The 22,075-nt window shown below is 69.0% G+C and carries 18 protein-coding genes and 1 pseudogene; 14 read left to right on the forward strand and 5 right to left on the reverse strand.

Translation table 11 applies throughout. The features are described 5' to 3' along the window. The 8 genes from phnG to ACWDRB_RS61975 are packed head-to-tail and all read left to right on the forward strand — an operon-like array spanning position 1 to position 6,627. On the forward strand, positions 1 to 432 hold the full coding sequence (gene phnG, locus ACWDRB_RS61940) for a phosphonate C-P lyase system protein PhnG (protein ID WP_449911266.1): 432 nt from the start codon (positions 1 to 3) through the stop codon (positions 430 to 432). After that, positions 429 to 1,061 carry a phosphonate C-P lyase system protein PhnH gene (gene phnH, locus ACWDRB_RS61945; protein WP_449911230.1) on the forward strand — a complete coding sequence of 211 codons (633 nt, stop codon included), beginning with the start codon at positions 429 to 431 and terminating at the stop codon, positions 1,059 to 1,061. The genes phnG and phnH overlap by 4 nt, the downstream gene beginning before the upstream one ends. Continuing rightward, a complete protein-coding gene (locus ACWDRB_RS61950; RefSeq protein ID WP_449911232.1) occupies positions 1,062 to 2,156 on the forward strand; it encodes a carbon-phosphorus lyase complex subunit PhnI in 1,095 nt (364 codons plus the stop codon). Beyond that, a complete protein-coding gene (locus ACWDRB_RS61955) occupies positions 2,153 to 3,022 on the forward strand; it encodes an alpha-D-ribose 1-methylphosphonate 5-phosphate C-P-lyase PhnJ (protein ID WP_449911234.1) in 870 nt (289 codons plus the stop codon). Before ACWDRB_RS61950 ends, ACWDRB_RS61955 begins: the two co-directional genes overlap by 4 nt. After that, the gene (locus ACWDRB_RS61960; RefSeq protein WP_449911236.1) at positions 3,019 to 3,855 is read left to right on the forward strand and encodes an ATP-binding cassette domain-containing protein; all 837 of its coding nucleotides are present in this window, start codon (positions 3,019 to 3,021) and stop codon (positions 3,853 to 3,855) included. The genes ACWDRB_RS61955 and ACWDRB_RS61960 overlap by 4 nt, the downstream gene beginning before the upstream one ends. After that, positions 3,852 to 4,607 (forward strand): ATP-binding cassette domain-containing protein, encoded by a 756-nt coding sequence (locus tag ACWDRB_RS61965; RefSeq protein ID WP_449911237.1) that lies wholly within the window; start codon positions 3,852 to 3,854, stop codon positions 4,605 to 4,607. Before ACWDRB_RS61960 ends, ACWDRB_RS61965 begins: the two co-directional genes overlap by 4 nt. Then, positions 4,604 to 5,785, forward strand: a complete 1,182-nt coding sequence (locus tag ACWDRB_RS61970) for an alpha-D-ribose 1-methylphosphonate 5-triphosphate diphosphatase (protein WP_449911239.1) — start codon at positions 4,604 to 4,606, stop codon at positions 5,783 to 5,785. Before ACWDRB_RS61965 ends, ACWDRB_RS61970 begins: the two co-directional genes overlap by 4 nt. Next, the gene (locus tag ACWDRB_RS61975) at positions 5,782 to 6,627 is read left to right on the forward strand and encodes an inositol monophosphatase family protein (RefSeq protein WP_449911241.1); all 846 of its coding nucleotides are present in this window, start codon (positions 5,782 to 5,784) and stop codon (positions 6,625 to 6,627) included. Before ACWDRB_RS61970 ends, ACWDRB_RS61975 begins: the two co-directional genes overlap by 4 nt. 634 nt (positions 6,628 to 7,261) lie before the next feature. On the opposite strand, the gene ACWDRB_RS61980 is transcribed toward ACWDRB_RS61975, so the two are convergent. The 3 genes from ACWDRB_RS61980 to ACWDRB_RS61990 form a co-directional block, all read right to left on the reverse strand. Next, positions 7,262 to 7,822, reverse strand: a complete 561-nt coding sequence (locus ACWDRB_RS61980) for a GNAT family N-acetyltransferase (RefSeq protein ID WP_449911242.1) — start codon at positions 7,820 to 7,822, stop codon at positions 7,262 to 7,264. Between the two features lie 113 nt (positions 7,823 to 7,935). Continuing rightward, positions 7,936 to 8,904 carry a transposase gene (locus ACWDRB_RS61985; RefSeq protein ID WP_449911244.1) on the reverse strand — a complete coding sequence of 323 codons (969 nt, stop codon included), beginning with the start codon at positions 8,902 to 8,904 and terminating at the stop codon, positions 7,936 to 7,938. Positions 8,905 to 9,250: 346 nt separating this feature from the next. After that, the gene (locus tag ACWDRB_RS61990) at positions 9,251 to 9,568 is read right to left on the reverse strand and encodes a DUF6461 domain-containing protein (RefSeq protein ID WP_449911246.1); all 318 of its coding nucleotides are present in this window, start codon (positions 9,566 to 9,568) and stop codon (positions 9,251 to 9,253) included. Positions 9,569 to 9,866: 298 nt separating this feature from the next. Between ACWDRB_RS61990 and ACWDRB_RS61995 the strand changes: the two genes are divergently transcribed. The 6 genes and pseudogenes from ACWDRB_RS61995 (at position 9,867) to ACWDRB_RS62020 (ending at position 18,459) form a co-directional block, all read left to right on the forward strand. Beyond that, on the forward strand, positions 9,867 to 10,760 hold the full coding sequence (locus ACWDRB_RS61995; RefSeq protein ID WP_449911247.1) for an IS982 family transposase: 894 nt from the start codon (positions 9,867 to 9,869) through the stop codon (positions 10,758 to 10,760). Between the two features lie 1,513 nt (positions 10,761 to 12,273). Continuing rightward, entirely contained in the window at positions 12,274 to 13,383 is a 1,110-nt protein-coding gene (locus ACWDRB_RS62000; RefSeq protein WP_449911249.1) for a bifunctional DNA primase/polymerase, read from the forward strand. After that, positions 13,380 to 14,885, forward strand: a complete 1,506-nt coding sequence (locus tag ACWDRB_RS62005) for a DNA primase family protein (RefSeq protein WP_449911251.1) — start codon at positions 13,380 to 13,382, stop codon at positions 14,883 to 14,885. The genes ACWDRB_RS62000 and ACWDRB_RS62005 overlap by 4 nt, the downstream gene beginning before the upstream one ends. Continuing rightward, positions 14,882 to 15,283, forward strand: a complete 402-nt coding sequence (locus ACWDRB_RS62010) for a DUF6009 family protein (protein WP_449911253.1) — start codon at positions 14,882 to 14,884, stop codon at positions 15,281 to 15,283. Before ACWDRB_RS62005 ends, ACWDRB_RS62010 begins: the two co-directional genes overlap by 4 nt. Positions 15,284 to 15,521: 238 nt before the next feature. After that, a pseudogene (locus ACWDRB_RS62015) lies at positions 15,522 to 16,547 on the forward strand (DUF4158 domain-containing protein). 16 nt (positions 16,548 to 16,563) lie between these two features. Next, a complete protein-coding gene (locus ACWDRB_RS62020) occupies positions 16,564 to 18,459 on the forward strand; it encodes a Tn3 family transposase (RefSeq protein WP_449911255.1) in 1,896 nt (631 codons plus the stop codon). A gap of 152 nt (positions 18,460 to 18,611) precedes the next feature. On the opposite strand, the gene ACWDRB_RS62025 is transcribed toward ACWDRB_RS62020, so the two are convergent. After that, positions 18,612 to 20,888 (reverse strand): tyrosine-type recombinase/integrase, encoded by a 2,277-nt coding sequence (locus tag ACWDRB_RS62025; RefSeq protein WP_449911257.1) that lies wholly within the window; start codon positions 20,886 to 20,888, stop codon positions 18,612 to 18,614. 131 nt (positions 20,889 to 21,019) lie between these two features. Then, the gene (locus ACWDRB_RS62030; RefSeq protein ID WP_449911258.1) at positions 21,020 to 22,006 is read right to left on the reverse strand and encodes a tyrosine-type recombinase/integrase; all 987 of its coding nucleotides are present in this window, start codon (positions 22,004 to 22,006) and stop codon (positions 21,020 to 21,022) included. Positions 22,007 to 22,075: the final 69 nt, after the last annotated feature.

Raw genomic sequence — 22,075 nt, forward strand, 5'->3', positions numbered from 1 at the left:
GTGATGACCAGGGAGGAACGCGCCGAGCTGCTGGCCGCCGCGACTCCCGACGAACTGCTGCCCCTCGCCGAGCGCCTGCTCCAGTCGGGCGATCTGGGCGAGCCCACCGTCCTGCACGCGCCCGAGGTGGGCATGGTGATGCTCACCGTGCGCGAGCCGGTGGCCGAGGAGCGCTTCCACCTGGGCGAGGTGCTGGTCACCTCGTGCACCGTCGAGGTCGCGGGGACGGCCGGATGGTGCATGCGGGGCGGCGACGACCGCGTGGCCGCCCTGGCCGCCGCCCTCCTGGACGCCACCGCGGCGGCCGGGCTGCCCGCCGCCGGCGACGTGCACGCCCTGTGCGCGGCCGTCGCCGAACGCCGGGCCAGACAGGACGCCGCCGAATGGGCCGAGGTGTCGCTGACCCGCGTGGCCTTCGAGGAGCTGACATGACCGTCACCGCCGTCCAGGGGATCGGCGTCCATGTCCGCGCGGTGACGCCGACGGCGGCGCGGGCGCAGGCCGACTTCCGTGCCCTGCTGAACGTGTTGTCCAGGCCCGGAGTGCTGGACGCCGTCGGGACCGGCGACGGGCCTCCCGCGCTGGGCGTCGCGGCCGGGCTGGCCGACGTCGAGGTGCCGACGGCCGTACTGACCACGCCTGGAGAGGAGTACTGGGCCCGCGCCCTGCACCTGGCGACCTCCGCGCCGGCGGTCCCGCCGCACGAGGCCCGCATGGTGGTCGCGCTGCGTCCGCCCACGTCCGCCGAGATCGCCGCGCTGACCAGGGGCGACGCTCTGCACCCTGAGCTCGGCACGCGCCTGGTGGCCGTCGTCGCGGGTCTCGGCGAGAGCGTTCCCGGTCAGGACGGGCCCGAGGTCGTCCTGACGCTCAGCGGCCCCGGTGTGCCCGGCACGCGGCGGCTACGCGTCACCGGCCTGGCCCGGGACGTGTTCGAGGCCCTCGCCGCCGCCAACGCCGGCTTCCCCGCGGGCATCGACACGTTCTTCGTCGCTCAGGACGGGACGGTCGCCGGGCTGCCGCGCAGCACCCGCATCGAGATCGAGAACGGAGAGCACTGAATGGGCTACTCAGGTGCCAGCGGCGGCCACGAGGCCATCCTCGCCGCCGAACGGCTCGTCGAACGCCGCCGGTACGGCGGGCCCAGCGACTGGCTCGGCATCGACCAGATCACCGGCCGGCTGCGGCTGGCCGTGGACCGGATCATGGGGGAGGGCGGCCTGTGGGCCCCCGAGCTGGCGGCCAGGGCGCTGCGCCAGTCCGAGGGCGACGTGCAGGAGGCGGCGCAGCTCATCAGGGCACACCGCTCGACGCTGCCCCGGGTGGCCTACTCCGAGCCGGTGCACGCCGACGAGCTGAAGGTCTCGCGCCGCATCTCTCCCGCCTTCCGCAACCCGCCGGGCAGCCAGCTCCTGGGCCGCACGCTCGACTACGTGGGCCGCCTGCTCGACCTCATGCCGGAGGAGCAGGCCAAGGCCCGCCTCCAGGAACCCGACGAGCCCCAGGTGAACGGCCACGGTCACGTGGACGACGCGGACCTGCGCCACCCGCCGCGCCTGCTCGGCCTGCTCCGTTCCATGGACCTGCTGGTGGACAGGCGCACGGACGGCGACCCCGAGCCGTACGACATCACCCGCTCACCCATCCGCCCCGGAGTGCCCCGCTCGGCCCGCCTGACCGCGATGGCCAGGGCCGAGACCGGCGCCCTGGTGCACCTGTGGTACTCGCACACCTTCCGGCCGGGCCGCCACAACCACGAGTTCCCCGGCGAGGTCCGCCACGGCACCCTCCCCGTCCGGGTCCGCCACCCGCTCACCGGCGCCCCGGTCACCGTGACCGAGGTGCGGGTGACCGAGGTCGAGACGATCGACGACCTCGACCGGGCCGAGGAGGACCGCAGCCGCCTCGACCTCGGCTACGGCATGTGCTTCGGCCACAACGAGCGCAAGGCCATCGCCATGGCCGGGCTCGACCTGCTGGTCCACCGCGACGGCGGCCGTACGGAGCTGGAACAGGAGGTGCTGCTGACCCTCGACGGCATCGAGGCGTCCGGCTTCCTCGAGCACCTCAAGCTGCCCCACTACGTGGACTTCCGGTCGGTGCTCGACCGCAAGCGGGCGGTACGGGCCGCGGCGCGGGAGGCGGTCGCCCGATGAGGACGATCACGGACCTCGCCGGCGACGGCGGCCCCCGGGGCATCTTCGACGAGCTGTCCAAGCGCGAGGTACGCCGGGCCGCGCTCACCGCCGTGGCCGTGCCGGGCTACCAGGTGCCGTTCGGCTCGCGCGAGATGCCGGTGGCCCGCGGCTGGGGCTCGGGCGGGCTGCAGGTGACGCTGGCGCTCGTCGGCCCGCAGGACCGGCTCAAGGTCATCGACCAGGGCGACGACGGCGGCGTGAACGCCTCCAACCTGCGCCGCCTGGTCGTGAACCACGTCGGATGCGCGGAGGAGAGCGACACCCGCGAGGCGAGCCTGATCCAGTCCAGGCACCGCATCCCCGAGACGCCGCTGCGCGCCGACCAGGTGCTGGTGCTCCAGGTTCCGGTGCCCGAGCCGCTGCGCGCGGTCGAGCACGACGTGCGCGAGCAGCGCAGGATGCACGCCGAGGCCGACTACTCGCGCATGTGGGTCGGCCTGTACGAGGACGTCGTCCGCAACGGCGTCGTCACCAAGACGGCCGGCTACCCGTGCATGGTGAACGGCCGCTACCTGATCTCGCCCACGCCGATCCCCAGGTTCGACGTGCCGAAGCTGGATCGGGCCGAGCAGCTGACGTTGTTCGGGGCGGGGCGGGAGAAGCGGATCTACGCGGTGCCGCCGCACACCGTGGTGGAGCCGCTGGTGTTCGAGGACATCCCGTTCGAGGTCGAGCACACACCCGGCGCGGCCTGCCGGCACTGCGGCTCGCAGGAGTCGTACCTGGTGGAGGTGCCGTCCGTGGCCGGCCCAGCGCCCGGCACAGTGGCCTGGGTGTGCAGCGACACGGACTTCTGCGCGCGTAACAGGGAGAAGGATCAATGAGCTGGGCGTTGAAGGTGGAGGGGCTCGGCAGGGTCTACGGCGACCCGGGGGCGCGGTCGCTGCCCGGCACCGGGCCCGAGCACGGCACCTCGGTCTCGCCCGCGACCGGTGCCGTCGTGGCGGTCTGGGACGTCGGCTTCGAGGTGGAGCCGGGCGAGGCGCTGGGCATCGTCGGCGAGTCGGGGTCTGGCAAGTCCACGGTCATGCGCTGCGTGGCCGGTGACGAGCGGCCCAGCCGGGGCAGCGCGTACCTGCGCGGTTACGACGACGGGCGGACCGACGTGCTGGCGCTCGGCGACGGCGAGCGGCGGCGGCTGCGCGTCGACCGTGTCTCGGTCGTCTACCAGGACCCGGCCGCCGGGCTCGACCTGGACACGAGCGCGGGCGGCAACATCGCCGAGCGGCTCACCGCCGCCGGCGGCCGGCACTTCGGCCGCATCCGGGAGCGGGCCGCCGAGCTGCTGGAGCTGACCGAGGTGCCGCTGTCGCGCATGGACGACCCCGTACGCACCTTCTCCGGCGGCATGCGCCAGCGCGTGCAGATCGCCAAGGCGCTGGCCAACCGGCCGCCGGTGCTGCTGCTCGACGAGCCCACGACGGGACTGGACGCCTCGGTCGCGGCCGGCGTGCTCGACCTGCTCCGCAACCTGCTCGAACGGCTCGGCGTGGCCGCCGTGGTCGTCTCCCATGATTTCGGCGTCATCGAGATGCTGACCAGGAGGGTGATGGTGATGCAACACGGCCGTGTCGTCGAGACCGGTCTGACCGACCAGCTTCTGGAGGATCCGCAGCACCCCTACAGCCAGCGACTGGTGGCGGCGGCGCGCGGATGAACGTTCTGGAGATCAGGGGGCTGGTCAAGTCGTTCACCCTGCACACGATCGACGGGCGCACCGTGGGGGCGCTGCACGGCGTGGACCTGGACGTGGCCGCTGGCGAGCACGTCGCCCTGGCCGGTGCGTCCGGAGCCGGGAAGTCGTCGCTGCTGCGCTGCGTCCACCGCACGTACGTGCCGACGGCCGGGCGGATCCTGCTGCGTACCTCGTCGGGCCAGAGCGTGGACCTGGCGGCACTGCCCGACGCGCAGGTCGCCGACCTGCGCGGACGGGAGCTGGGCTACGTCTCGCAGTTCCTGCGGGCCGAGCCGCGCCGGGCCGTGCTCGACGTGGTGGCGCGTGCCGGGGCCGCCCGCGGCCTGGACCTCGACGCGGCCCGCGATGCCGCCGCGGCCGCCCTGCGCCGGCTGGGCATCGAGGAGCGGCTGTGGGCCATGCACACCACCGTCCTGTCGGGCGGCCAGAAGCAGCGCGTGAACCTGGCCGCCGGCACCATCTCACCCCCCAGGCTGCTGCTGCTCGACGAGCCGGTCTCCGCGCTCGACCCGGTCAACCGGGAGGCCGTGCTGTCCATGATCGCCGACTTGACGGGGGCGGGCGTGGCCGTGCTCTCCGTCTTCCACGACCTCGACGCCATCGAGCGGCTGGCCACCCGGGTCGTGGTGCTGAAGGACGGCCGGGTGGCCGCCGACGGGCCGCCCGGCGCCGTCCTGCGTGAATCCGAACTGAACCTGGAGGTGGCCCGATGAGGGTGCTGGCGCATGCTCAGGCCGTACTGCCCGACCGCGTCATCGACGACGCGCTGGTCGTCACCGAGGGCGGGTTGATCACCCACGTCGGGCCCGCCCGGCCCGGCGCGGTGCCGGCGGAGGCCGTGGATCTGCGGGGCGCGCTGCTGCTGCCCGGCATCGTCGACACCCACTCCGACGGGCTGGAGACCGAGCTGCGGCCCCGGCCGGGGGCAGAGTTCGAGGTGGAGTTCGGGGTGTCCAGCTTCGAGGGGCGGGTACGGGCGGCCGGGGTCACGACCGTGTTCCACGGGGTGGCGTTCGAATCGCACTACCGCAAGGGCCGTACCGTCGAGCGGGCCTGCCGCCTGGACGCCGCGCTGCGTGAGCGTGGTGCCTCCGGGCATGCGCTGGTGGACCACCGCGTCCTCTACCGGCTCGACGCCCGCGACCCCGACGGCCTGGCCGCCCTGGACGCCTGCCTGTCTGACTTCGACGCGCCCGTGCCGCCGCCGCTGGTGTCCTTCGAGGACCACACGCCGGGGCAGGGGCAGTACCGGGACTCGGCCGTGTACCGGCGTTGGCTGGAGGGCACCGAGGGCATCTCCGCGGAGGAGGCGCAGCGGCGGGTCGAGACGCTCGTGGCCGAGCGCGACACGCGCATCGGGCACCGGGAGATCTCGCTCGGCCGGCTGGCGGAGCTGGCGGCGCTGGGCCGGGCCAGGTTGCTCGCGCACGACCCGGTGACCGCGGCCGAGATCGACGTGGCGGTGGCCAACGGGGTCGCGGTCGCGGAGTTCCCGACCACGCCGGAGGCCGCGCGGGCGGCCAGGGAACGCGGGCTGCGGGTGGTGGCCGGGGCGCCGAACGTCCTGCGCGGCGGCTCCCACTCGGGCAACGTGTCGGCGGCCGAGCTGGTGGCGGCGGGGCTGGTGGACGGCCTGTCCAGCGACTACCTGCCCTCCGCCCCGCTGGCGGCGGCGCTGCTGCTGGCCGCGCGGGGCGTCGTGCCGCTGCCGGGGGCGGTGGCGCTGGTCACCTCGGGCCCGGCCGCCGTGGCCGGGCTGACGGACCGGGGCGCCCTGGTCGAAGGGCAGCGCGGGGATCTGACCGTGGTGACCGTCGAACGGGGGTGGCCGACCGTGCGCATGACCGTCGCGGCAGGTGACCCGGTGCTGCTCGCGGGGGTCGGACGATGACGGTGCGGCAGAGCGGGCAGGGGGTGCCGGCGGAGACGCATCCGGCCCTCGCCGCCGCAGCGGCGGCCGCGCTGGAGGCGTACACCGTCGCCACCGCCGAGCACGACCGCGCCAGTCTGGCGGCCATCGTCGCGGACGGGGCGGACGGCACCCCCACCATGCGCATCGACGTGCTCGTGGAGGACGCCATCCTGGCCGCGCTGTCACGACATCCGGTCAACGTCTTGACCGAGGAGAGCGGCTGGGTGGACCGCGGGTCGGCGCTGACCCTGGTCATGGACCCGGTGGACGGCTCGGCCAACGCCGCGGCCGGGGTCCCGCTGTCGGCCTTCTCGGCGGCCGTGGCCGAGGACGGCGTCTTCACCGAGGCGCTGACCGTCTGGCTGGACACGGGCCGGAGCTGGTGGGCTCGGTCCGGGGTGCCGTCGCCGCTGCGTACGAGCGGCCGCCGGACGCTCGACGGCGCGGCCGTCTCCCTCCTGCGGCCCCACCCGGCCAATCCCCGGGCGACCGCGGCCTGGTGGGCGGTGGCACGGCGGGTGGCCCGCGTGCGGATCCTGTCCACGAGCTGCCTGGAGGCGGCGCTCGTGGCGCAGGGCGCGACCGATGCCTTCGCCGACGCCGCCACCGACACACATCGCCTGATGGACATCGCAGCCGCGGTCGTGCTGGCCGACGTGGCCGGCGGCGCGATCAGGGATGTGTTCGGGCGCGCCGTCGAGCTGGACACCGACCTCACCAGACGCTGGAGCGGTGTCGTGGCCGCCACCCCCGACCTGGCCGACGAACTGGCCTGCGTCCTCCACGACGCCCACGACACCGGTTCGGTCTCCTTCGTCTGATCCGGGAGTCGGCCGGGCCGGACCTGGCGACGCGTATCCGCCCGGATCGCGCCCGGCCGCCACGGCTTGCGTGCCGGACGAGTAAATGGGCCGACCGGCGGTGCGGTTGTGCCAGATGACGGCAGTCGGGGCCAGGATGCGCTGGGCGATCCGGGACCCGACGCCGATCTTTGCTCCGCCGCCGCCCATCGCGCTGTTCTGACCGCAGGCCGCGCTGCTCCGGGAGATCCCCGAGGACGACCCGGCCGGTGGCACCCGCGTGACCGCGCAGCTGGACGCGTGCCCCGGCAAAGGCAAGCCCGCTGGGGCTGGTTCTACCGCAGGCTTGCCGCAGGGGACGAAGGGCCGGTGGGGTGCTTCTCGCACAGATCCCGGATCGCGGTCACGTTCGGGTGCCAGGGTCGGCCGGTCGGGCCGGTCAGGACAAGCCGGCGTTCCAGGCGCGTCGCAGAGGGATCAGGGTGAGGGGCTCGGACAACATGCTCGCCGCCAGGGACGGGATGATCCCGACACCGAGGCCGGCTTCCACCATGCACAGCAGTACTGATCAACGACAAGCCCAGGCGGGTCCGCCGCCAATGCCAACCCTTGGCTGCTAATGCTGTGACCGGTACCTTCACCGGGTTGGTTGCACCTAGCAGCTGCGGTTGGCAGGGACTTCAAAGATGAGTTCGAGACCGTCCTCTTCGTCCCACTGTTCTCCGACCTCGACGAAGCCGAAGCCGGCGATCGTGGCCAGGGACGCCACATTATCGGGACCAATCGTCGCCCGTACGGTCTTGACCGCCGGTTCGGCCGCGGCCCGACGCAGCAACTCGATCAGGATGGCTCGGCCATACCCCTGGCGACGGAAGTCAGGAGCAACCGAGTAGCCGATCTCGACCATGCCCGCCTCATCGGGCGGTCCGTGAAACCCGGCATGACCGATGACGACACCTTCAGGCCCGGTTACCACCTGCCGCACCATCCACCGTGCGTGGCCGGGATCGGCGGCCATCTGGTCGATCCGAAACCGCCACAGCCACCGTGCGCTGTCTGTCACAAAGTATTCAGTCAGAGCGACCCCAGCCGTGTTGCTGGCGGTGGGAAGATCCCCATCGAGCAGAGCAGACATCGCAGTGCTCGACAACTCGACAAAGCGCACATGCTTCGAACTGGTGGGGAACGACGTCTGGCGATCGGCTTCATCTGTCACCGTACGGATGGTCGCAGGAATGTCCGACAGACGTCCAACGAATTTGGAGTGATTGATCAACCGAACGTGCTCACAACAGCATCCACCACCACGAGCACCAACCCGCTGAAAGATCATGTCGGGTACCGATTCTCCTGGTTTGCGGCGCTCATCGTAAGAGTGAACCGCTGCACTTCTGCTACGCCGACCATTCGGTCATGCCGCAGGGTGTAAGGCTGCGAAGTGCGGGTTGGAGCCAGAAGGGTCCCTGTCAGCCAGGCATCGAGCCTGGTGAGGTTCAGCCGCGGCGATGAGCAGGTGCTGGAGATGGGTCTTGGTGGTCCCGCGGTAGCGGGATTTGCGCAGGCCAAAGCCTTTGACGCCTTGGCGATGGTGCCCTCCACGCCTGCCCTGTGGGCATAGCGTTGCTGCCACTCGTCGGTGCTTTGCCTCGCTCGTGCGCGTTGCAGAGCTTCATGCTCCTCCTGCGGACGCAGGGTGACGCCCCGGCCTTTGGCCCCGCAGGTGCACAGGTCCCGGCTGGGACAGTCCTTGCAGCTACGCATGGAAAAGCGCACGCGGACGACCGGAGTTCCGCCTTGATCGATTTCGTTGGCCCAGGGCAAGCTCGTGGCTCCGGTGGGACAGGTCATGACGCGGTTGTCCCAGTCGATGGTGCAGTCGCTGACGGCGAAGCTGTTGCCCTCGGCGCTTTGCCAGGCGTTGTCGGGCATCATCGGTCCCAGCAGTTCGATGCCGCGGCGATCGGCGCGCGTGAGGTTGTGCGCGCTCATGTAGCCCTTGTCGGCCGGATGCACCGCCGGCGTCAGTCCACGCGCCGCCACGGCCTCCTGAACCAGGTCAGTGGCCTCTTGGTCGCTGCCGGGCGACGGGGCGGTGACCACGTTGGTGATCAAATGTGGCGCGTCGGTGTCGCAGGTCTCGGTGAGGTGCACCTTGTAGCCGTCCCAGTGCGAGTCGCGCTTGGTTCCGGCTCGCGCGTCGCCGTCGTAGGGCGAGCTCTGGCGGATCATGCCCGGCGGCTGCTCGTCCGGGGTTCGCCAGCGCAGTTGATCGTCGATGGGGACGTACTGCTGATCCATACGTGGCGTAGGGCCTGCACCGCGGGGATGTTGCGCAGCCAGCCAGGAGCGGCCGGCAAGTAGACCGCGCGCAGGATACGTTCCCGTCGGCGCCGATCTCGTGGCCGAGCTGGATGCGCTTGGCCCTGTTCTTGGGCAGTTGATAGTCCTCAACGTGGGCCTCGTAACGCTCGAACCATCCGGGTTCGGCCTGGGCCAGCAGCCAGTCGGGGGCTGCGGCGGCCAGCGGGGGGAGCGCGGCGCGCGCCGTTTCATGCATCTGCCCCAGCCGATTCATCGTGCGCATGGCCATGAGCACATGGGGGAGTCGGTTCGCTGCCGGCCCCGACTCGCAGCAGCCCGGCGGTCACAGCACGCTCCAGGATTCGTGTCGAGCAGGGCCCACCTCGATGTAGCCTTCTGCCTGTAGAGGTTCGTCCGGTTTGACCGCGAGGCGCTCCAACACCTGCGCGGGCTGCAAGCCGGCAACAAGGGTGAAGCAGAACCCCGAGACGCCAAGGCTGCTTCGGAACTCCTCCCACCACAGGCAATCCTGCGTTGTCGCACGTGTCACGAATGGCCTCACTCGATCGGTGGTAGCTGTGTTCGACGGTGCGGACGTCACGCTTCCAGCGAGCACCGACGTTCCTGATCGACGTTGTGCCGCTCGGTTGGGAGACGCCATACAATCGCCAGGGGAGCCTGGAAAGTGCCTCCGAGCCCGGGAAACGATCACAGGCAAGTCGGGAAGCGACCGTCTCAGTCTTCACTTCACCCCTGGTCCGTGCCATACGTGAACGCCCCGCCCTCGCGGCGTCGCAGGCGATATCACGGACCTGATCGACGGCGCCCACCTCGACACCGGCCTCGTCGTCCCGCACCGAAGACGGGTAGGAAGACCCCTGCTGCGGGCCTAGACGAGTAAGTCCTAAGTCCCTGCAGAGTGGAGTGTGGACGTAACGAAGGGTGTTGACGATCGGTTTGTGAAGACAGACCTCAACACCCTTCTCACGGCACTGTACGTCAGCATCGACAACTGGCTCGGGCACCGGCCACGTCTGGGACGCAAACCGAAGCTGACCGACGCCGAGCTGCTCACTCTGGCGGTGGCCCAGGTACTGCTCGGCATCCACTCCGAGGCGCGCTGGCTGCGCTACGTCCCCGAACATCTGCCCGGCGCCTTCCCCTACCTACCCGGCCAGTCCGGCTACAACAAGCGCCTACACAAGGCCCTGCCACTACTCAAACGGGCCATCCGGGCGCTGGCGCAAGACACCGACCTGTGGGCCGACCCCGTGTGGGTGGCCGACTCCACCCCGATCGAGTGCGGCCGCTCCCGGCCCACCACCCAACGCTCGAACCTGGCCGGCTGGGCCGGCTACGGCTACTGCCGCTCCCACTCCCGCTACTTCTGGGGCCTGCGGCTGCACCTGATCTGCACGCCCGCAGGCTTACCGATTACCTGGGCCCTGGCCACCCCGAACATCGACGAACGCCAAGTGCTGATGGCCATCTGCGAGCACGACCCACACCTCACCGCCGACCGGCCCGGACTGCTGATCATCGCTGACAAGGGCTACGTCTCCGCGGAACTGGACGCCTTTCTGGCCGAGCACGGCGTGCAGCTGCTGCGCCCCTCCTACCGCAACCACACCCCACGCCGCGGCGAACACCTGCTGAAGCCGATCCGCCAGCTCATCGAATCCGTAAACGACACCCTCAAAGGCCAGCTCGACCTGGAACTCCACGGCGCCAGGACCGTCACCGGGGTTGGCCACCGCATCGCCCAGCGCATCCTGGCCCTGACCGCCGCCATCTGGCACAACCGCCACACCGGCCAGCCCGTCACCCGATCACTGATCGCCTACGACCACTAATCCGACTTAGGACTTACTCGTCCAGGGGGAAGACAACGCCAAACACCGGCGGTCACATCGGAGGGGGCTCTTCCACCTGTCCGTGAAGTTCTGACGCCACAGCGATCCTGTGCCGGACGGGACCGTACGATTTCTCGGCCTGTGCACGCAACTCGCCAGCGGCTCGTCCGCCCACGGCGCCGCCACCCAACTCTCCACCTGTAACGGCGGCGGCAGCCAGCACTTCGTGCTGAACAGCTCTTACGACCTGGTCTAACTGGCAGCTCACAAATGCGTCGAAACCAATGGCAAGGCCACCAGGGCAACGGGACCCCGCTGCACTTGTGGACGTCCAGCAGGGCGTCAAAACAGAAGTGGAGCCAGAGCTAATGGTTTCGGGGCGCGATTGACTTCCCGCAGCGACTCAAGCGACTGACTGCAGCGCAAGAGTTCGATGCTGCGACACCGCGAAAACGCCCGGTGCCCACCTCGTACCCACAACAGCGCACCGTAGGCGTCACGGGCGGCGAGGCTCTTGTACTGAGCCTGGTCGCTTTCGTCATTGCCAGTCCTCGACTGGCAACGGGCGTGGATTCAGGGCGATCGCCCTGCTGGGGGCTCCCCTTGATTGCTGACAGGGCGAGAACACCGCAACCCGACAGCGCAGCGACTCAAGCGACACACGGGCTGGGGTGGTCTCCCCGCCGCGCGGCGGGGAGACGTCAGCAGAGGGGTGAGGCAGCTGTTGCTTACTGCCCTCAGTTTCTGTCCGCAGGGAGCTTGAAGGCGCAGTCAAGACCCAGTGGGGGACGTCAGTCGAGGGCCGGCCACGCCAGCGAGCCGCAACAGGCACCGCGGCTCCTCGCGCGGGGCGATCACGCCATTTCTTCCAGCAGTCCTGACGGGCGCTTGGGTCGCGCTCCGGGCTGGGCTGGCGAGGCGAGGAAGTCCTCGGTCGTTGGGGGGCGGAAACGACCCAAGCGACCCAAGCGACCGAACCTCGAGACATGACTCCCCTATGCAGGTATCGCTTGCTGGAGCGTGTTCACGTCATCGTCGCTTCAGTCGCTCATCGCGGGCGTGCAAGTGGCGCACTAGCCTTCGGTCGCTCCGCGTTTCATGGTCTGTGAGAGGTCAATAGGGCCGGTCGCGCGCGGAGCGACCCACCACAGCCATCAGTCGCTGATTGCGTCGTCGCCTGAAACCGCAGGTGAGGCCCATACGCCTGGCCAAAGCAGCGACCGAAGCGACTTTCCCTCCAGCATATGTTGTCGTAACGCACTCCGCTGTGCCATGGTCATAAGCGCTCAGTAGAGTCGCTTCGGTCGCTGTCTTCGCAGGGGCCAGCCGATTCCCGCCGCCTTTTTCCGCCACGCGGGAACCATCCCCCGCAAGCGGCTCAAGGTCCGCTAGCCTGTTGTGCCATGTTCAAGGCTCGGTCGCTTCAGTCGCTCAGCCCCGCCGCCGCGCCGCGACAAGCAAGCACCCCACCCCGCCGCCCGCCTGCCCGAGTCGCTTGACGAGAAGGGACAACGTGACTCTGCACGCCCCTCTCGAGGAAACCCACCCCTGCCCACCTTGGCCTTCCCAGCCGGCTGAGATCGCCCACTGGTGTGCCTCGCAGGGCTGGCCTGTCCACCCGCTGACTCCCGGTAGAAAGACCCCGGCGCGCAATTGCGACGCCTGCCACGAGCCCTCCCACAACGCCGACGGATGTGCGTGCCTGCGCCAGGGTCGCTGGTGCCACGGCTTCCACGCAGCGACCGTCGACCCGGCCCGGATCGACACCTGGTGGAGCGAGCGCCCCGGCTTCGGCGTGGGCGTGGCTTGCGGCCCAGCCCACCTCGTGGTCATCGACATCGACATCCATCCCACGCCCCTACCTGACCGGCAGCGTCTGCTGCCCGGCATCCCCATCGACGCCAGGATTGACCTGACTGGACTCGCCACCGGTTTCGACACCTTGGCATTGCTGGCCGCGTTCCGCGGCGCCCCCCATCCGGCCGAGGACGTCTCGACGCTGCGAGTCCGGACGCCCTCGGGCGGCCTGCACGTCTGGTACCGCCCAGAGCCCGGCCACACATTCCTGTGCTCCACCGGCTCCAGCCCCACCCGCGCCCTGGCCTGGCAGGTCGACGTACGCGCCCACGGCGGCTACATTGTCGCCCCCGGAACCCGTACCAAGGACGGCGCCTACACGCTCGTGGGGGACTGTCGGGTCCCGGCTGTGCTCCCGCGCTGGCTGGCCCAAGACCTCGCCCGCACCGGACACACGCCGCCCCCCGCCCGCGCAAGCGGCCTTCAGCCCGCAGCCCCAGTCCCGCCACGAGCCCGTCAGGCCGTCATCCAGGCCGGCGGCGGTCGCAGCTCAGCCGAACGTCTCCTGCGCCGTCTCCTGGATGAGGTCGAAGAATGCTCCACCGTGCCGCAGGGGGCTGGCTTCACAGCCAAGCTCAATCGAGCGGCATACACAGCTGGAGGCCTGGTCGCAGGAGGATACCTGTCCGTGCACGAAGCTCAGACCAAGCTGGCCCAAGCTGCCGATCATGCCCGGCCTGGCCAGGACCACCGCTCCCATAAGATCATCAGCAGTGGGCTGAGCCGAGGCGCCGCCCGCCCTCTGCACCTTCAGGAGCGCCCATGACATCCGGGCCATCATTCGGCGGCTTCAACGCCCAAGCCGCCGCCCAGCAGATGCTCGAGCTCGCCGAACTCTCTCCAGCCGCCCCCGCGCAGCCGCCCCCGCCCGCGACCAGCGATGGGCTGCTGCCCGAGTCGCTGACAGACCGCGGCAACGCCAAATTGTTTGTGAGTATGTACAGCCGCGACTTCAAACACGTGCCCGGCCTCGGCTGGTACCGGTGGGACGAATATCGCTGGATCCCCGACGAGAGCGACGCGGTCCTGTGGGCTGCCGGTGAGATGGCCGACCAACTCGCCGGCTTCGACCCCTACCACCGCCACTCCGCCGCCGACCTACGCCGACATAAAAAACGAGCACTGTCAACCTCCGGTATCCATGCGATGCTGGTGCAGGCCAAAGCGGCCCCGGGCATGGCACTCAACGCTGCCATGCTGGACGCCGACCCCTACGCCATGTGCACCCCCGCCGGAGTGGTCGACCTGCGCACCGGCCTCATCGCCGCGCCCAATCCCGAACATCACCTGCACTCCCGCTCCACCACTCTGGCCCCCCAGACGGCCCCGGTCCCGCGCTGGGAGCGCTTCCTCACCGACACCTTCGGCGACGACGCGGACGGCAAGGAGACCATCGACTTCCTGCATCTGCTGCTCGGCTACTCCATCTCCGGAGACGTCGGCGCCCAGGTCCTGCCGTTCCTGTTCGGCGCAGGAAAGAACGGCAAGTCTGTCCTGCTGGAGGTCATGCTGCAACTGCTCGGCGACTATGCCGACGCGGCCCCACCCGGATTCCTGATGGCCAAATCCTTCGACGGGCATCCCACCGACCTGGCCGAACTACACGGCCGCCGGGTCATCGTCTGCTCCGAGCTCAAACCCGGTGACCGCTTCGACGAGGCCCGCGTCAAGCTCCTCACCGGCGGAGACAAGATCAAGGCGCGGCGGATGCGCCAGGACTTCTTCAGCTTCGACCCCACCCACCATCTGTGGCTGCTGGGCAACCACCGCCCCGAAGTGAGCACCGGTGGTTTCGCCTTCTGGCGACGGCTTCGGCTTATCCCCTTCGAACGCGTGGTGGCCGAAGAACATAAGATTGACAACCTGGCGCGCATCTTGGTGGATGAGGAGGGACCTGGAATCCTCGCCTGGTTGGTCGACGGAGCTCGCCGATATCTCGCGGGAGAAAAGGACTTGTCGGGCCCTCAACGGGTACGTCTAGCGACAGATGCCTACGAAGCGACGGAGGATGTGGTGGGGCGTTTCATCGGCGACGCTTGTGTACTGGAAGCAGGCCTGCGTGCCGAACAGACGAGTCTGTACGCGGCCTACATGCGCTGGTGCGGTTCCGAAGGTGCCACCCCCGTCTCAGCGCGTAACTTCGCAGCACGCATCCGGGACACACTGAAGATGGCATCGCCGAAGGATATGATTCTGTCCAACTCGCGCAAGTTCTATCCGGGCATCGGCCTGCGCTCCGAATTCCATGGCGAGGAGCCTCGTCGATGAGCCTGATCAACGAATCCAGCCTCAGCCACGAAGTCGAACTGGTGTGGCTGGAAGACATCAGCGGTCTCGACTACGTCCGGCAAAGCCTCGACCGACTCCCCACCCGCCGAGGCAAACCCGCCTACCACCGCGACGGCCGCATGGTCGGCTATGCCGTACTCGGCCGGACGGCCAAAGCCGCCCCTGCTTCCGGCACTTTCCACCGCCGGGTCTTCTGGCTCGCCCCCCACGACCGCGACACCCTGCCTGATGGGGAGTACAGCACAGGAGCCCCCCTGGAGTCAGTCGACCCGCGGACACTGGGACCCGGCACACCGGGTCACAAGACCGAGCGCTCCGAAGGCGGACCGCCATCGCCGGCTATGGTCGCCTTGGGCCTCACCCTGCCGAAGGCCTGACCGCAGATCATAACGCCCCAGCCGTCAAGGAACACCGGGCTCGGCGCAGCATCGGCCAACCCCTCTGCATCCATGCTGGCCGAGCCGTTACCGGTGTGCACCTTGCCGGTTGTCCGTCTTGGGGTGCCGTTAACCAACTTGTCATAGGCCGCCAAACCTCGAAGATCCTTGGCCTGACCTTCTGTAATACCGAAGGGCCCGGCACGGATCTATGAGTATGGAACGTCCGCCGCTCGGCATGGATGAACTCATCGAGCGCTGGACCGTGCTGAACGATGAGGTCGGCCTGGTCAGTGCGAAGCAGGAAGGTACCCGTCTGGCCTTCGCGCTGCTGCTGAAGTACTTCACGCAGCACGGGCGCTTCCCGCGCGGGCGGGCGGAGTTTCCTGACGAGGTGGTCGACTACGTAGCGAAGCAGACCAAGACGCCGGCCAGCAGTTTGGGCCTGTATGACTAGTCAGGCCGGACGATCGAGCGTCATCGCGGCGAGATCCGCGATCATCTCGGCTTCCGGGAGTGCTCGGTCGCCGACGCGGACAAGCTGACCGACTGGCTGGCCGTGAACGTCGCGCACGTCGAACGGGGGCCCGACCGGGTCCGCGAGGAACTGCTCAAGCAGTGCCACCAGGAGCGGATCGAGCCGCCCTCGCCGGGGCGGATCACTCGGATCGTACGGTCGGCACTGCACAACGCGGAGCAAACCTGGTTTCACCGGATCGCCGCACGGCTGAATGCGGCGACGGCGGCCCGGGTGCTCGCCCTGGTGGCCGCCGACACCACCGCGGCGGAGACCGAGGGAAGCAATGACGATCTGGACGAGGATGAGGGCTCCGTCCTGTCGCTGATCAAGGCGATGCCGGGCAACGTGAGCCTGGACTCGATGCTGACGGAGATCCGCAAGCTGAACGCGATCCGGGCCATCGAACTACCGGCCGCTTTGTTCGCCGACGTGGCGCCGAAGGTGCTGGGCGAGTGGCGCTTCCGCGCCGCGGTGGAGTCTCCCTCGCACCTGCGCCGGCGGGCCCGCAACGCACCGGAGGCGACGGTCACCTTACTGGCCGTGCTGCTGGTGGAGCGGGAGCGGGAGGTCACCGACGCCCTGGTCGACCTGCTGATCGCCACGGTGCGCCGGGTGGGCGCGCGTGCTGAGCGCAAGGTCACCGAGGAGCTCATCAACGCCTTCAAGCGGGTCTCAGGCAAGGAGAACCTGTTGTTCACCATCGCCGACGCCGCGCTGGCTGCGCCGGACGGCACGGTGCCGTGAGGTCGTCTTCCCCGCGGTGCGGGGCGGCGAGCAGACGCTGCGCGAGCTGGTGCACGAGTTCAAGACCAAGGGCCCGGTCTACCGGCGCACCGTGCAGTCCACATTGAAGGCCTCCTACACCAACCACTACCGGCGCGGCCTGATCGAGCTGCTTCAGGTGCTGGAGTTTCGCTCCAACAACACCGCCCACCAGCCCGTCATCGACGCTCTCAAGCTGGTCATGCGCTACGCCAAGGCCGGCAACACCACCTACTACCCGCTCGGCGAGACCACGCCCGAGCACAAGGGCACCCTCAAGGACTGGGCCGACCTGGTCTATCGCACCGACACCCGCGGCCGGCGCCGGGTGGCGCGCATGGTGTACGAGGTGGCCACCTTCCAGACCCTGCGCGAGCAGCTGCGCTGCAAGGAGATCTGGGTCGTCGGCGCCGACCGGTGGCGCAACCCGGACGAGGACCGGCCCACCGACTTCGAGTCCCGCCGCGCCGAGCACTACCGCGAGCTGCGCAAGCCCCTGGACCCGACCGAGTTCTGCGACAACCTGCGCGAGGAGATGACCAGCGCCCTGGCGAAGCTGAACGACGCCTTGCCCTCCCTGGACTGGGTCCAGATCAGCGACCGCAAGGCGGGAGCGATCAAGCTAACCCCGATCGAGGCCGCCCCCGAGCCGCGCAACCTGCGCCGGATCAAGAACGAGGTGGCCCGCCGCTGGAGCGCCGTCCCGCTGATCGACATCCTCAAGGAAGCGATCCTGCGCACCGGCTGCCTGGCCAAGGTGACCGCGGCGACCGGCACAGGCCACATGAGCCCCGAGGTGCTCGCCGAACAGCTCATGCTGGTCATCTACGCCTACGGCACCAACTGCGGCATCCGGCAGATGATCTCCGGCGCGCACGCTCACGGCGAGGAGGACCTGCGCTACGTTCGTCGGCGCTACCTGACCCCGGAGGTGGCGCGTACCATCGCGGTCGAGATCGCCAACGCCACCTTCACCGCCCGCGACACCGGCCTGTGGGGGCAGGGCTCAACTGCGGTCGCCTCCGACTCCACCCACTTCCGCGCGTGGGATCAGAACCTGTTCACCGAGTGGCACTCCCGCTACGGCGGCCGGGGAATCTTGGTGTACTGGCACGTCGAACGCGGGTCGGTGGTCGTGCACTCGCAGACGCTGAAGGCGTCGGCCTCCGAGGTGGCCGCCATGGCGGAGGGTGCCATCCGGCACGGCACCACCATGAAGGTCGAGGGCAACTACGTGGACTCGCATGGGGAGTCGGAGCCTGGTTTCGGAGTCACCCGGTTGCTGAATGTGGACCTGCTGCCGCGCATCAAGCAGATCAACCGGGTCAAGCTTCACCAGGCCGATTACGGAGACCTGGCCCGGTATACGAACCTGGCGCCGGCGATGACCAGGCCGGTCCGGTGGGACATCATCGCCAAGAACTACGACCAGGTCGTCAAGTACGCCACCGCGATCCGCACCCGCACCGCCTCCACCGAGGCCATCTTGTCGCGCTTCACCCGTACCGCCTCGCACCCGGCCTATCAGGCGATGCTGGAGATCGGCCGTGCGGCGCGCACCACGTTCGTCGCCCGCTACTTGTATGACCGCGACCTGCAGCGGGAGATCGAGGAAGGGCTCAACGTGGTCGAGGCGTGGAATCGCGCCAACTCGGTGATCTGCTACGCCCGCGGGGGCGAGATTTCCACCAATCGGCGCGATGAGGTGGAGATGACCGCCCTGTGTCTTCGGGTCTTGCAGGCCTCGCTCGTCATGGTGTTCTCTGAACTTCAGTCTGATCTTGGTCGGAGAATCAGTTCGCTGCCTTGGGGGCACCCGTGCAAGGATCAGGATGTCCCGTCAACAGGCGCTGCCGGGGCGCCCGAGGTCTCCGGACCGAACCGGTGGGAGTAAGAGGCGGCTCACGGGGCGGCCGTATGCGTGACACGCGATCGGTGTCCTGAGTAGACCCCACCGGAACCCGGCTGAGCCGGGTCAAGGGCTTGGGCGTTCGTTCCCGATGATCGTTTCGCTCGCGATTTCACGGAATGTCGGGATGCCGAGGTTCACGGTGGCGGCGCGGCGGGCGCGCTCGTCGAGCTGGGCGAGTTTCTGTTCCGCTCCGGCGAGGCTGACCTTGAGTCCTTCGACTTCGCCCAGCCAGTTCCCACGTTCGGCTTCGGCGATGCGGGCGAGCAGGTTGTCACGGATCTCCACGATGCGCTGACGCTGCCCCGGGTCCGGCCGAAGGAGGCTGCAGCGTAAACAACTGTGCTCGTGAACGCACCCGGTGCCATAGGCGCGGCCGCAGTCGCCCAGCGCGACGCGCCGACGCTCGAAGTGGCCGAGAAACTCCTCCCATTCCTGGTCGGTGGGGGTGCGGTATTCCTCACTGGGGCGGGTTGCGCGGCGGCGGGTGATGAAGGCGCGGTGACCGTGAAGACCTCCTCCGGATAGACGGCCTTGTAGCCCATCGTGGTGTTGATGTCGCGATGACCGACCACGAGCTGGGCAATGTGCGGCGGCATCCCGTTCATGATCGCGTCGGTGATGAACAGCCGCCGGAAGTCGTGTGGGGTGAACGTCAGCGGCTGGTTGCTGACGTTGGTGAGGCCAGTGCGGGCCAGGGCCTCGTTGAGCAGAATCCGGATGCCGGAGATGGGGATCGGCCGATTCTCCACCCCGACGGGCCGCTGAAACAGCAGAGGCATGGGTGGATTCCATACGCGCTCGTGGAAGTCGTAGGAGACCACGAGCGGGACGGCGCCGCTGGAGTCCCGGACGCGGCAGATGATGGTGCTGAGCACGTCGGCCAGCTCGGGGCTGATGACCAGCAGCCTTTCGGCGTCGGTCTTGGATGGCGCGATGTGCAGGAGCGGGATGAGTTCGCCGGTGCCGGGCAGCCGGTATTGGACCAGGCTGTGATGCGACAGTTCGGTCAGTTCCTCGACCCGGATGCCGGTGTGGCGGAGGGTTTCGACGATCGCCCAGGCCCAGAACGCTTTGTGCTCCTCCATGGTGAGATCGCGGCGGTGGTCGGTGTCGGGGTCGTCGGCCCAGACCTTGGCCGCGGGGTTCTTGGTGACCGACCGGCACCAGGTCTGTCCGGCCGCGGTGAACCGGCTGCCGGGGGCGGCTGCTTGCGCGGCGTGCAGCCGTTCGGCGGCTTGGCGGCGGTGCTCATCGACGGTGCGCACCAGGGTTGGCAGCACGAGGAGGCGTTCTCGGGTGCGCTGGTCCATGCGGGACTTGCGGCTGGCGTGTTCCTTTCTGCGGGACATTTCCTCTTCGCGGATGGGGCAGGGGGATGCCCAGATGCCCCACCGGGTCGGGTCGTCCATGGCCCATTCGGCCAGGTCGAGGTAGAAGGCCCGCACGATGGCCAGGTAGTTGAGGCCGCGGTCGGCGCGCGGCGTCGCCGTCTCAGCGATCTCGCCGGTGGGCGTCGTGATGCGCCTCTTCTTCAGGGCGATCCGTTGTTTCCAGGCGGCCGCGACGTCGGGGGTCAGGCGCAGTGAGTCGATGCCCGGATGGTGGGTCTCCAGGTCCTTCCAGAACAGCTTGCCCAGGGCGAAGGCCAGGGCGCGCAGCGAGGTGTAGTCGATGGACATCTGCCGTTCGCGCAGATAGTCGACCAGGAGGTCCCGCATCGGGCGATGGGACAACTGGTATTGGTCGATCATCTGCTCAATGCTGACCTGTCCTCTGGTGTTGCCGGTGAATAAGCGCACCGAGGGCGGCGCTGTTGCAGGGAAGATGCCCAGGGCGTGCAGCAGCTGGTAGAAGTACGCGCTGGTGTCGGCCCTGCCCGCAAGGGGGAGCACGGCGGCCAGCTCCACGCAGTCGCCGACAGTGATGTCACGCACCCGGCCGCCTTTGGCCGCGATCAGGGTGGCGATCCTGTGCAAGGCGCCTTCCTTGGTTTGATGGTTGGCCGGGTCGTCCTGGCAGAGTGCGGCCAGTGCGGCGAATCCGTCGGGGTCTCGGCTGCGTGCCATTTCCGCGGTCAGCATCTGCACCGTGCCGGGCGTCAGGAGCCAGGACAGGCTAGGTCTGATCACGTCGCCGCTGATCAACGGCAGCAGCCCGCTGCCGAGGGCGTTGAAGTCGTTCTTCGGGGTTCGATAGGCCCAGCCGGTGGACTGCAGCCACGTCATCGCGAGGTGCCGCCAGGCGATGTTGCCGGCGGCGTCGGCGCCGCTGGCGATCCAGCGGTCTTGCCAGGTATCGCCGGGGTGCTGTTCCAGCCAGGCAAGGATCTTACGCAGGCCGACCCTGCGTTTGGACTGGGTGCTTTCCGCTTTCAGGACGAACGGAGCCTTGAGCAGCCGGTCCAGGATCACCTCCTGAGGTTGCTCCGCCCCTGGCCAGTTGATTGCGCCGGGTCGGGGCGGGAACTGCTCCAACAAGGCTGCCGCCGCCGAGCTGAGGCGGCGTTCGCGGCGGGATCGGGCTGCGGTGGAGGGGGTGGAGCTCATGCGGTGCCCTCGCCGAACAGGATGTTGAGCGTTTCGGGCCGGTAGGAGCCGGGGTCGGGTTGGCGTGGCGATGCCGTCTCTTGCGATCGGCGGGTGAAGTGCGCGAGCACGCCTGCGATCACTTCCGGAGGGACGGGCGTCAGATAGATCTCGGTGGTGCTGAGGTGAGCGTGGCCGAGGACCCATTGCACGTCGGTGAGCGGTATATCAGGGTCGCGCGCCATGCGGTAGGCGGCGGTATGTCGCAGGTCATGCAGGGACCAGTTGGTGCCCAGCGCGGCGTTGGCCCGCTGGAACATCCGGTAAGCGGCGTGGTAGCTGAGCTGCCGGAACGGTCGGCGTAGGGTCCACCACAAGGGGTCGTCCCGGCCGGTGGGCACCAGGCCGTGGAGTTGAGCCTGATAGAGCCGCAGCCACACGAACGCATCGGGGGACGCCGGCAGCTGCTGGGTGGCCCGGGTGCCCTTTCTGACCACGGTGATCAGTTGCTGACCGGCGTCGGCGTCGGCGTAGCGGGCACCGAGCAGTTCCGAGGCCCGGGCTCCCGACGACACCCAGAAGGCCACCAACGCCCGGTCACGATGCGAGCCCAGCTGAGCGAACAAGTCGTTGAAGCGCTCGTCCGGGATACTGCGCGGCACCCGCTGCACGATCCTGGGCCGATACAGCCCCGTGCGTTCCTTGCGGAAAGGGTCCATCGGATTGTGATGCGCATGCGCGCGGCCACCCGGCCGGACGAGGGGAAACGGATTGACCATCGGACCCGAGCCCGCGTCGCGGTGGAAGTCGTAGAAGCCACGCAGCACGCTCTCGCTGTGGCCGCGGGTGGTCGGCGCGTACTTGCGGCCCGGCTTGGACTTGCCCGTCACCGGATTCGGTGAGGCCATCGCTGCGCCGCCGGAGTGTGCAGGCTTGTCGGTGATCTGGATCCATCGCGAGAAGTCGCGGGCCTCGGTTTGAGCTTCCCCCCGTTCTCCGGACACTTGACCTGAGGTCACCCTTGATCATCAGGAAGGATGTCCCCATGCCCTCGCCACACCCTCCGGAGTTCC

The sequence above is a fragment of the Nonomuraea sp. NPDC003707 genome (genome assembly GCF_053587055.1).

Excerpts from the sequence above, each read along its gene's own strand:
- phnH (WP_449911230.1), top strand. The coding sequence starts at position 429 with ATGACCGTCACCGCCGTCCAGGGGATCGGCGTCCATGTCCGCGCGGTG.
- ACWDRB_RS61950 (WP_449911232.1), top strand. The coding sequence starts at position 1,062 with ATGGGCTACTCAGGTGCCAGCGGCGGCCACGAGGCCATCCTCGCCGCC.
- ACWDRB_RS61955 (WP_449911234.1), top strand. The coding sequence starts at position 2,153 with ATGAGGACGATCACGGACCTCGCCGGCGACGGCGGCCCCCGGGGCATC.
- ACWDRB_RS61960 (WP_449911236.1), top strand. The coding sequence starts at position 3,019 with ATGAGCTGGGCGTTGAAGGTGGAGGGGCTCGGCAGGGTCTACGGCGAC.
- ACWDRB_RS61965 (WP_449911237.1), top strand. The coding sequence starts at position 3,852 with ATGAACGTTCTGGAGATCAGGGGGCTGGTCAAGTCGTTCACCCTGCAC.
- ACWDRB_RS61970 (WP_449911239.1), top strand. The coding sequence starts at position 4,604 with ATGAGGGTGCTGGCGCATGCTCAGGCCGTACTGCCCGACCGCGTCATC.
- ACWDRB_RS61975 (WP_449911241.1), top strand. The coding sequence starts at position 5,782 with ATGACGGTGCGGCAGAGCGGGCAGGGGGTGCCGGCGGAGACGCATCCG.
- ACWDRB_RS61985 (WP_449911244.1), bottom strand. The coding sequence starts at position 8,904 with ATGGATCAGCAGTACGTCCCCATCGACGATCAACTGCGCTGGCGAACC.
- ACWDRB_RS61990 (WP_449911246.1), bottom strand. The coding sequence starts at position 9,568 with ATGGCGTCTCCCAACCGAGCGGCACAACGTCGATCAGGAACGTCGGTG.
- ACWDRB_RS62005 (WP_449911251.1), top strand. The coding sequence starts at position 13,380 with ATGACATCCGGGCCATCATTCGGCGGCTTCAACGCCCAAGCCGCCGCC.
- ACWDRB_RS62010 (WP_449911253.1), top strand. The coding sequence starts at position 14,882 with ATGAGCCTGATCAACGAATCCAGCCTCAGCCACGAAGTCGAACTGGTG.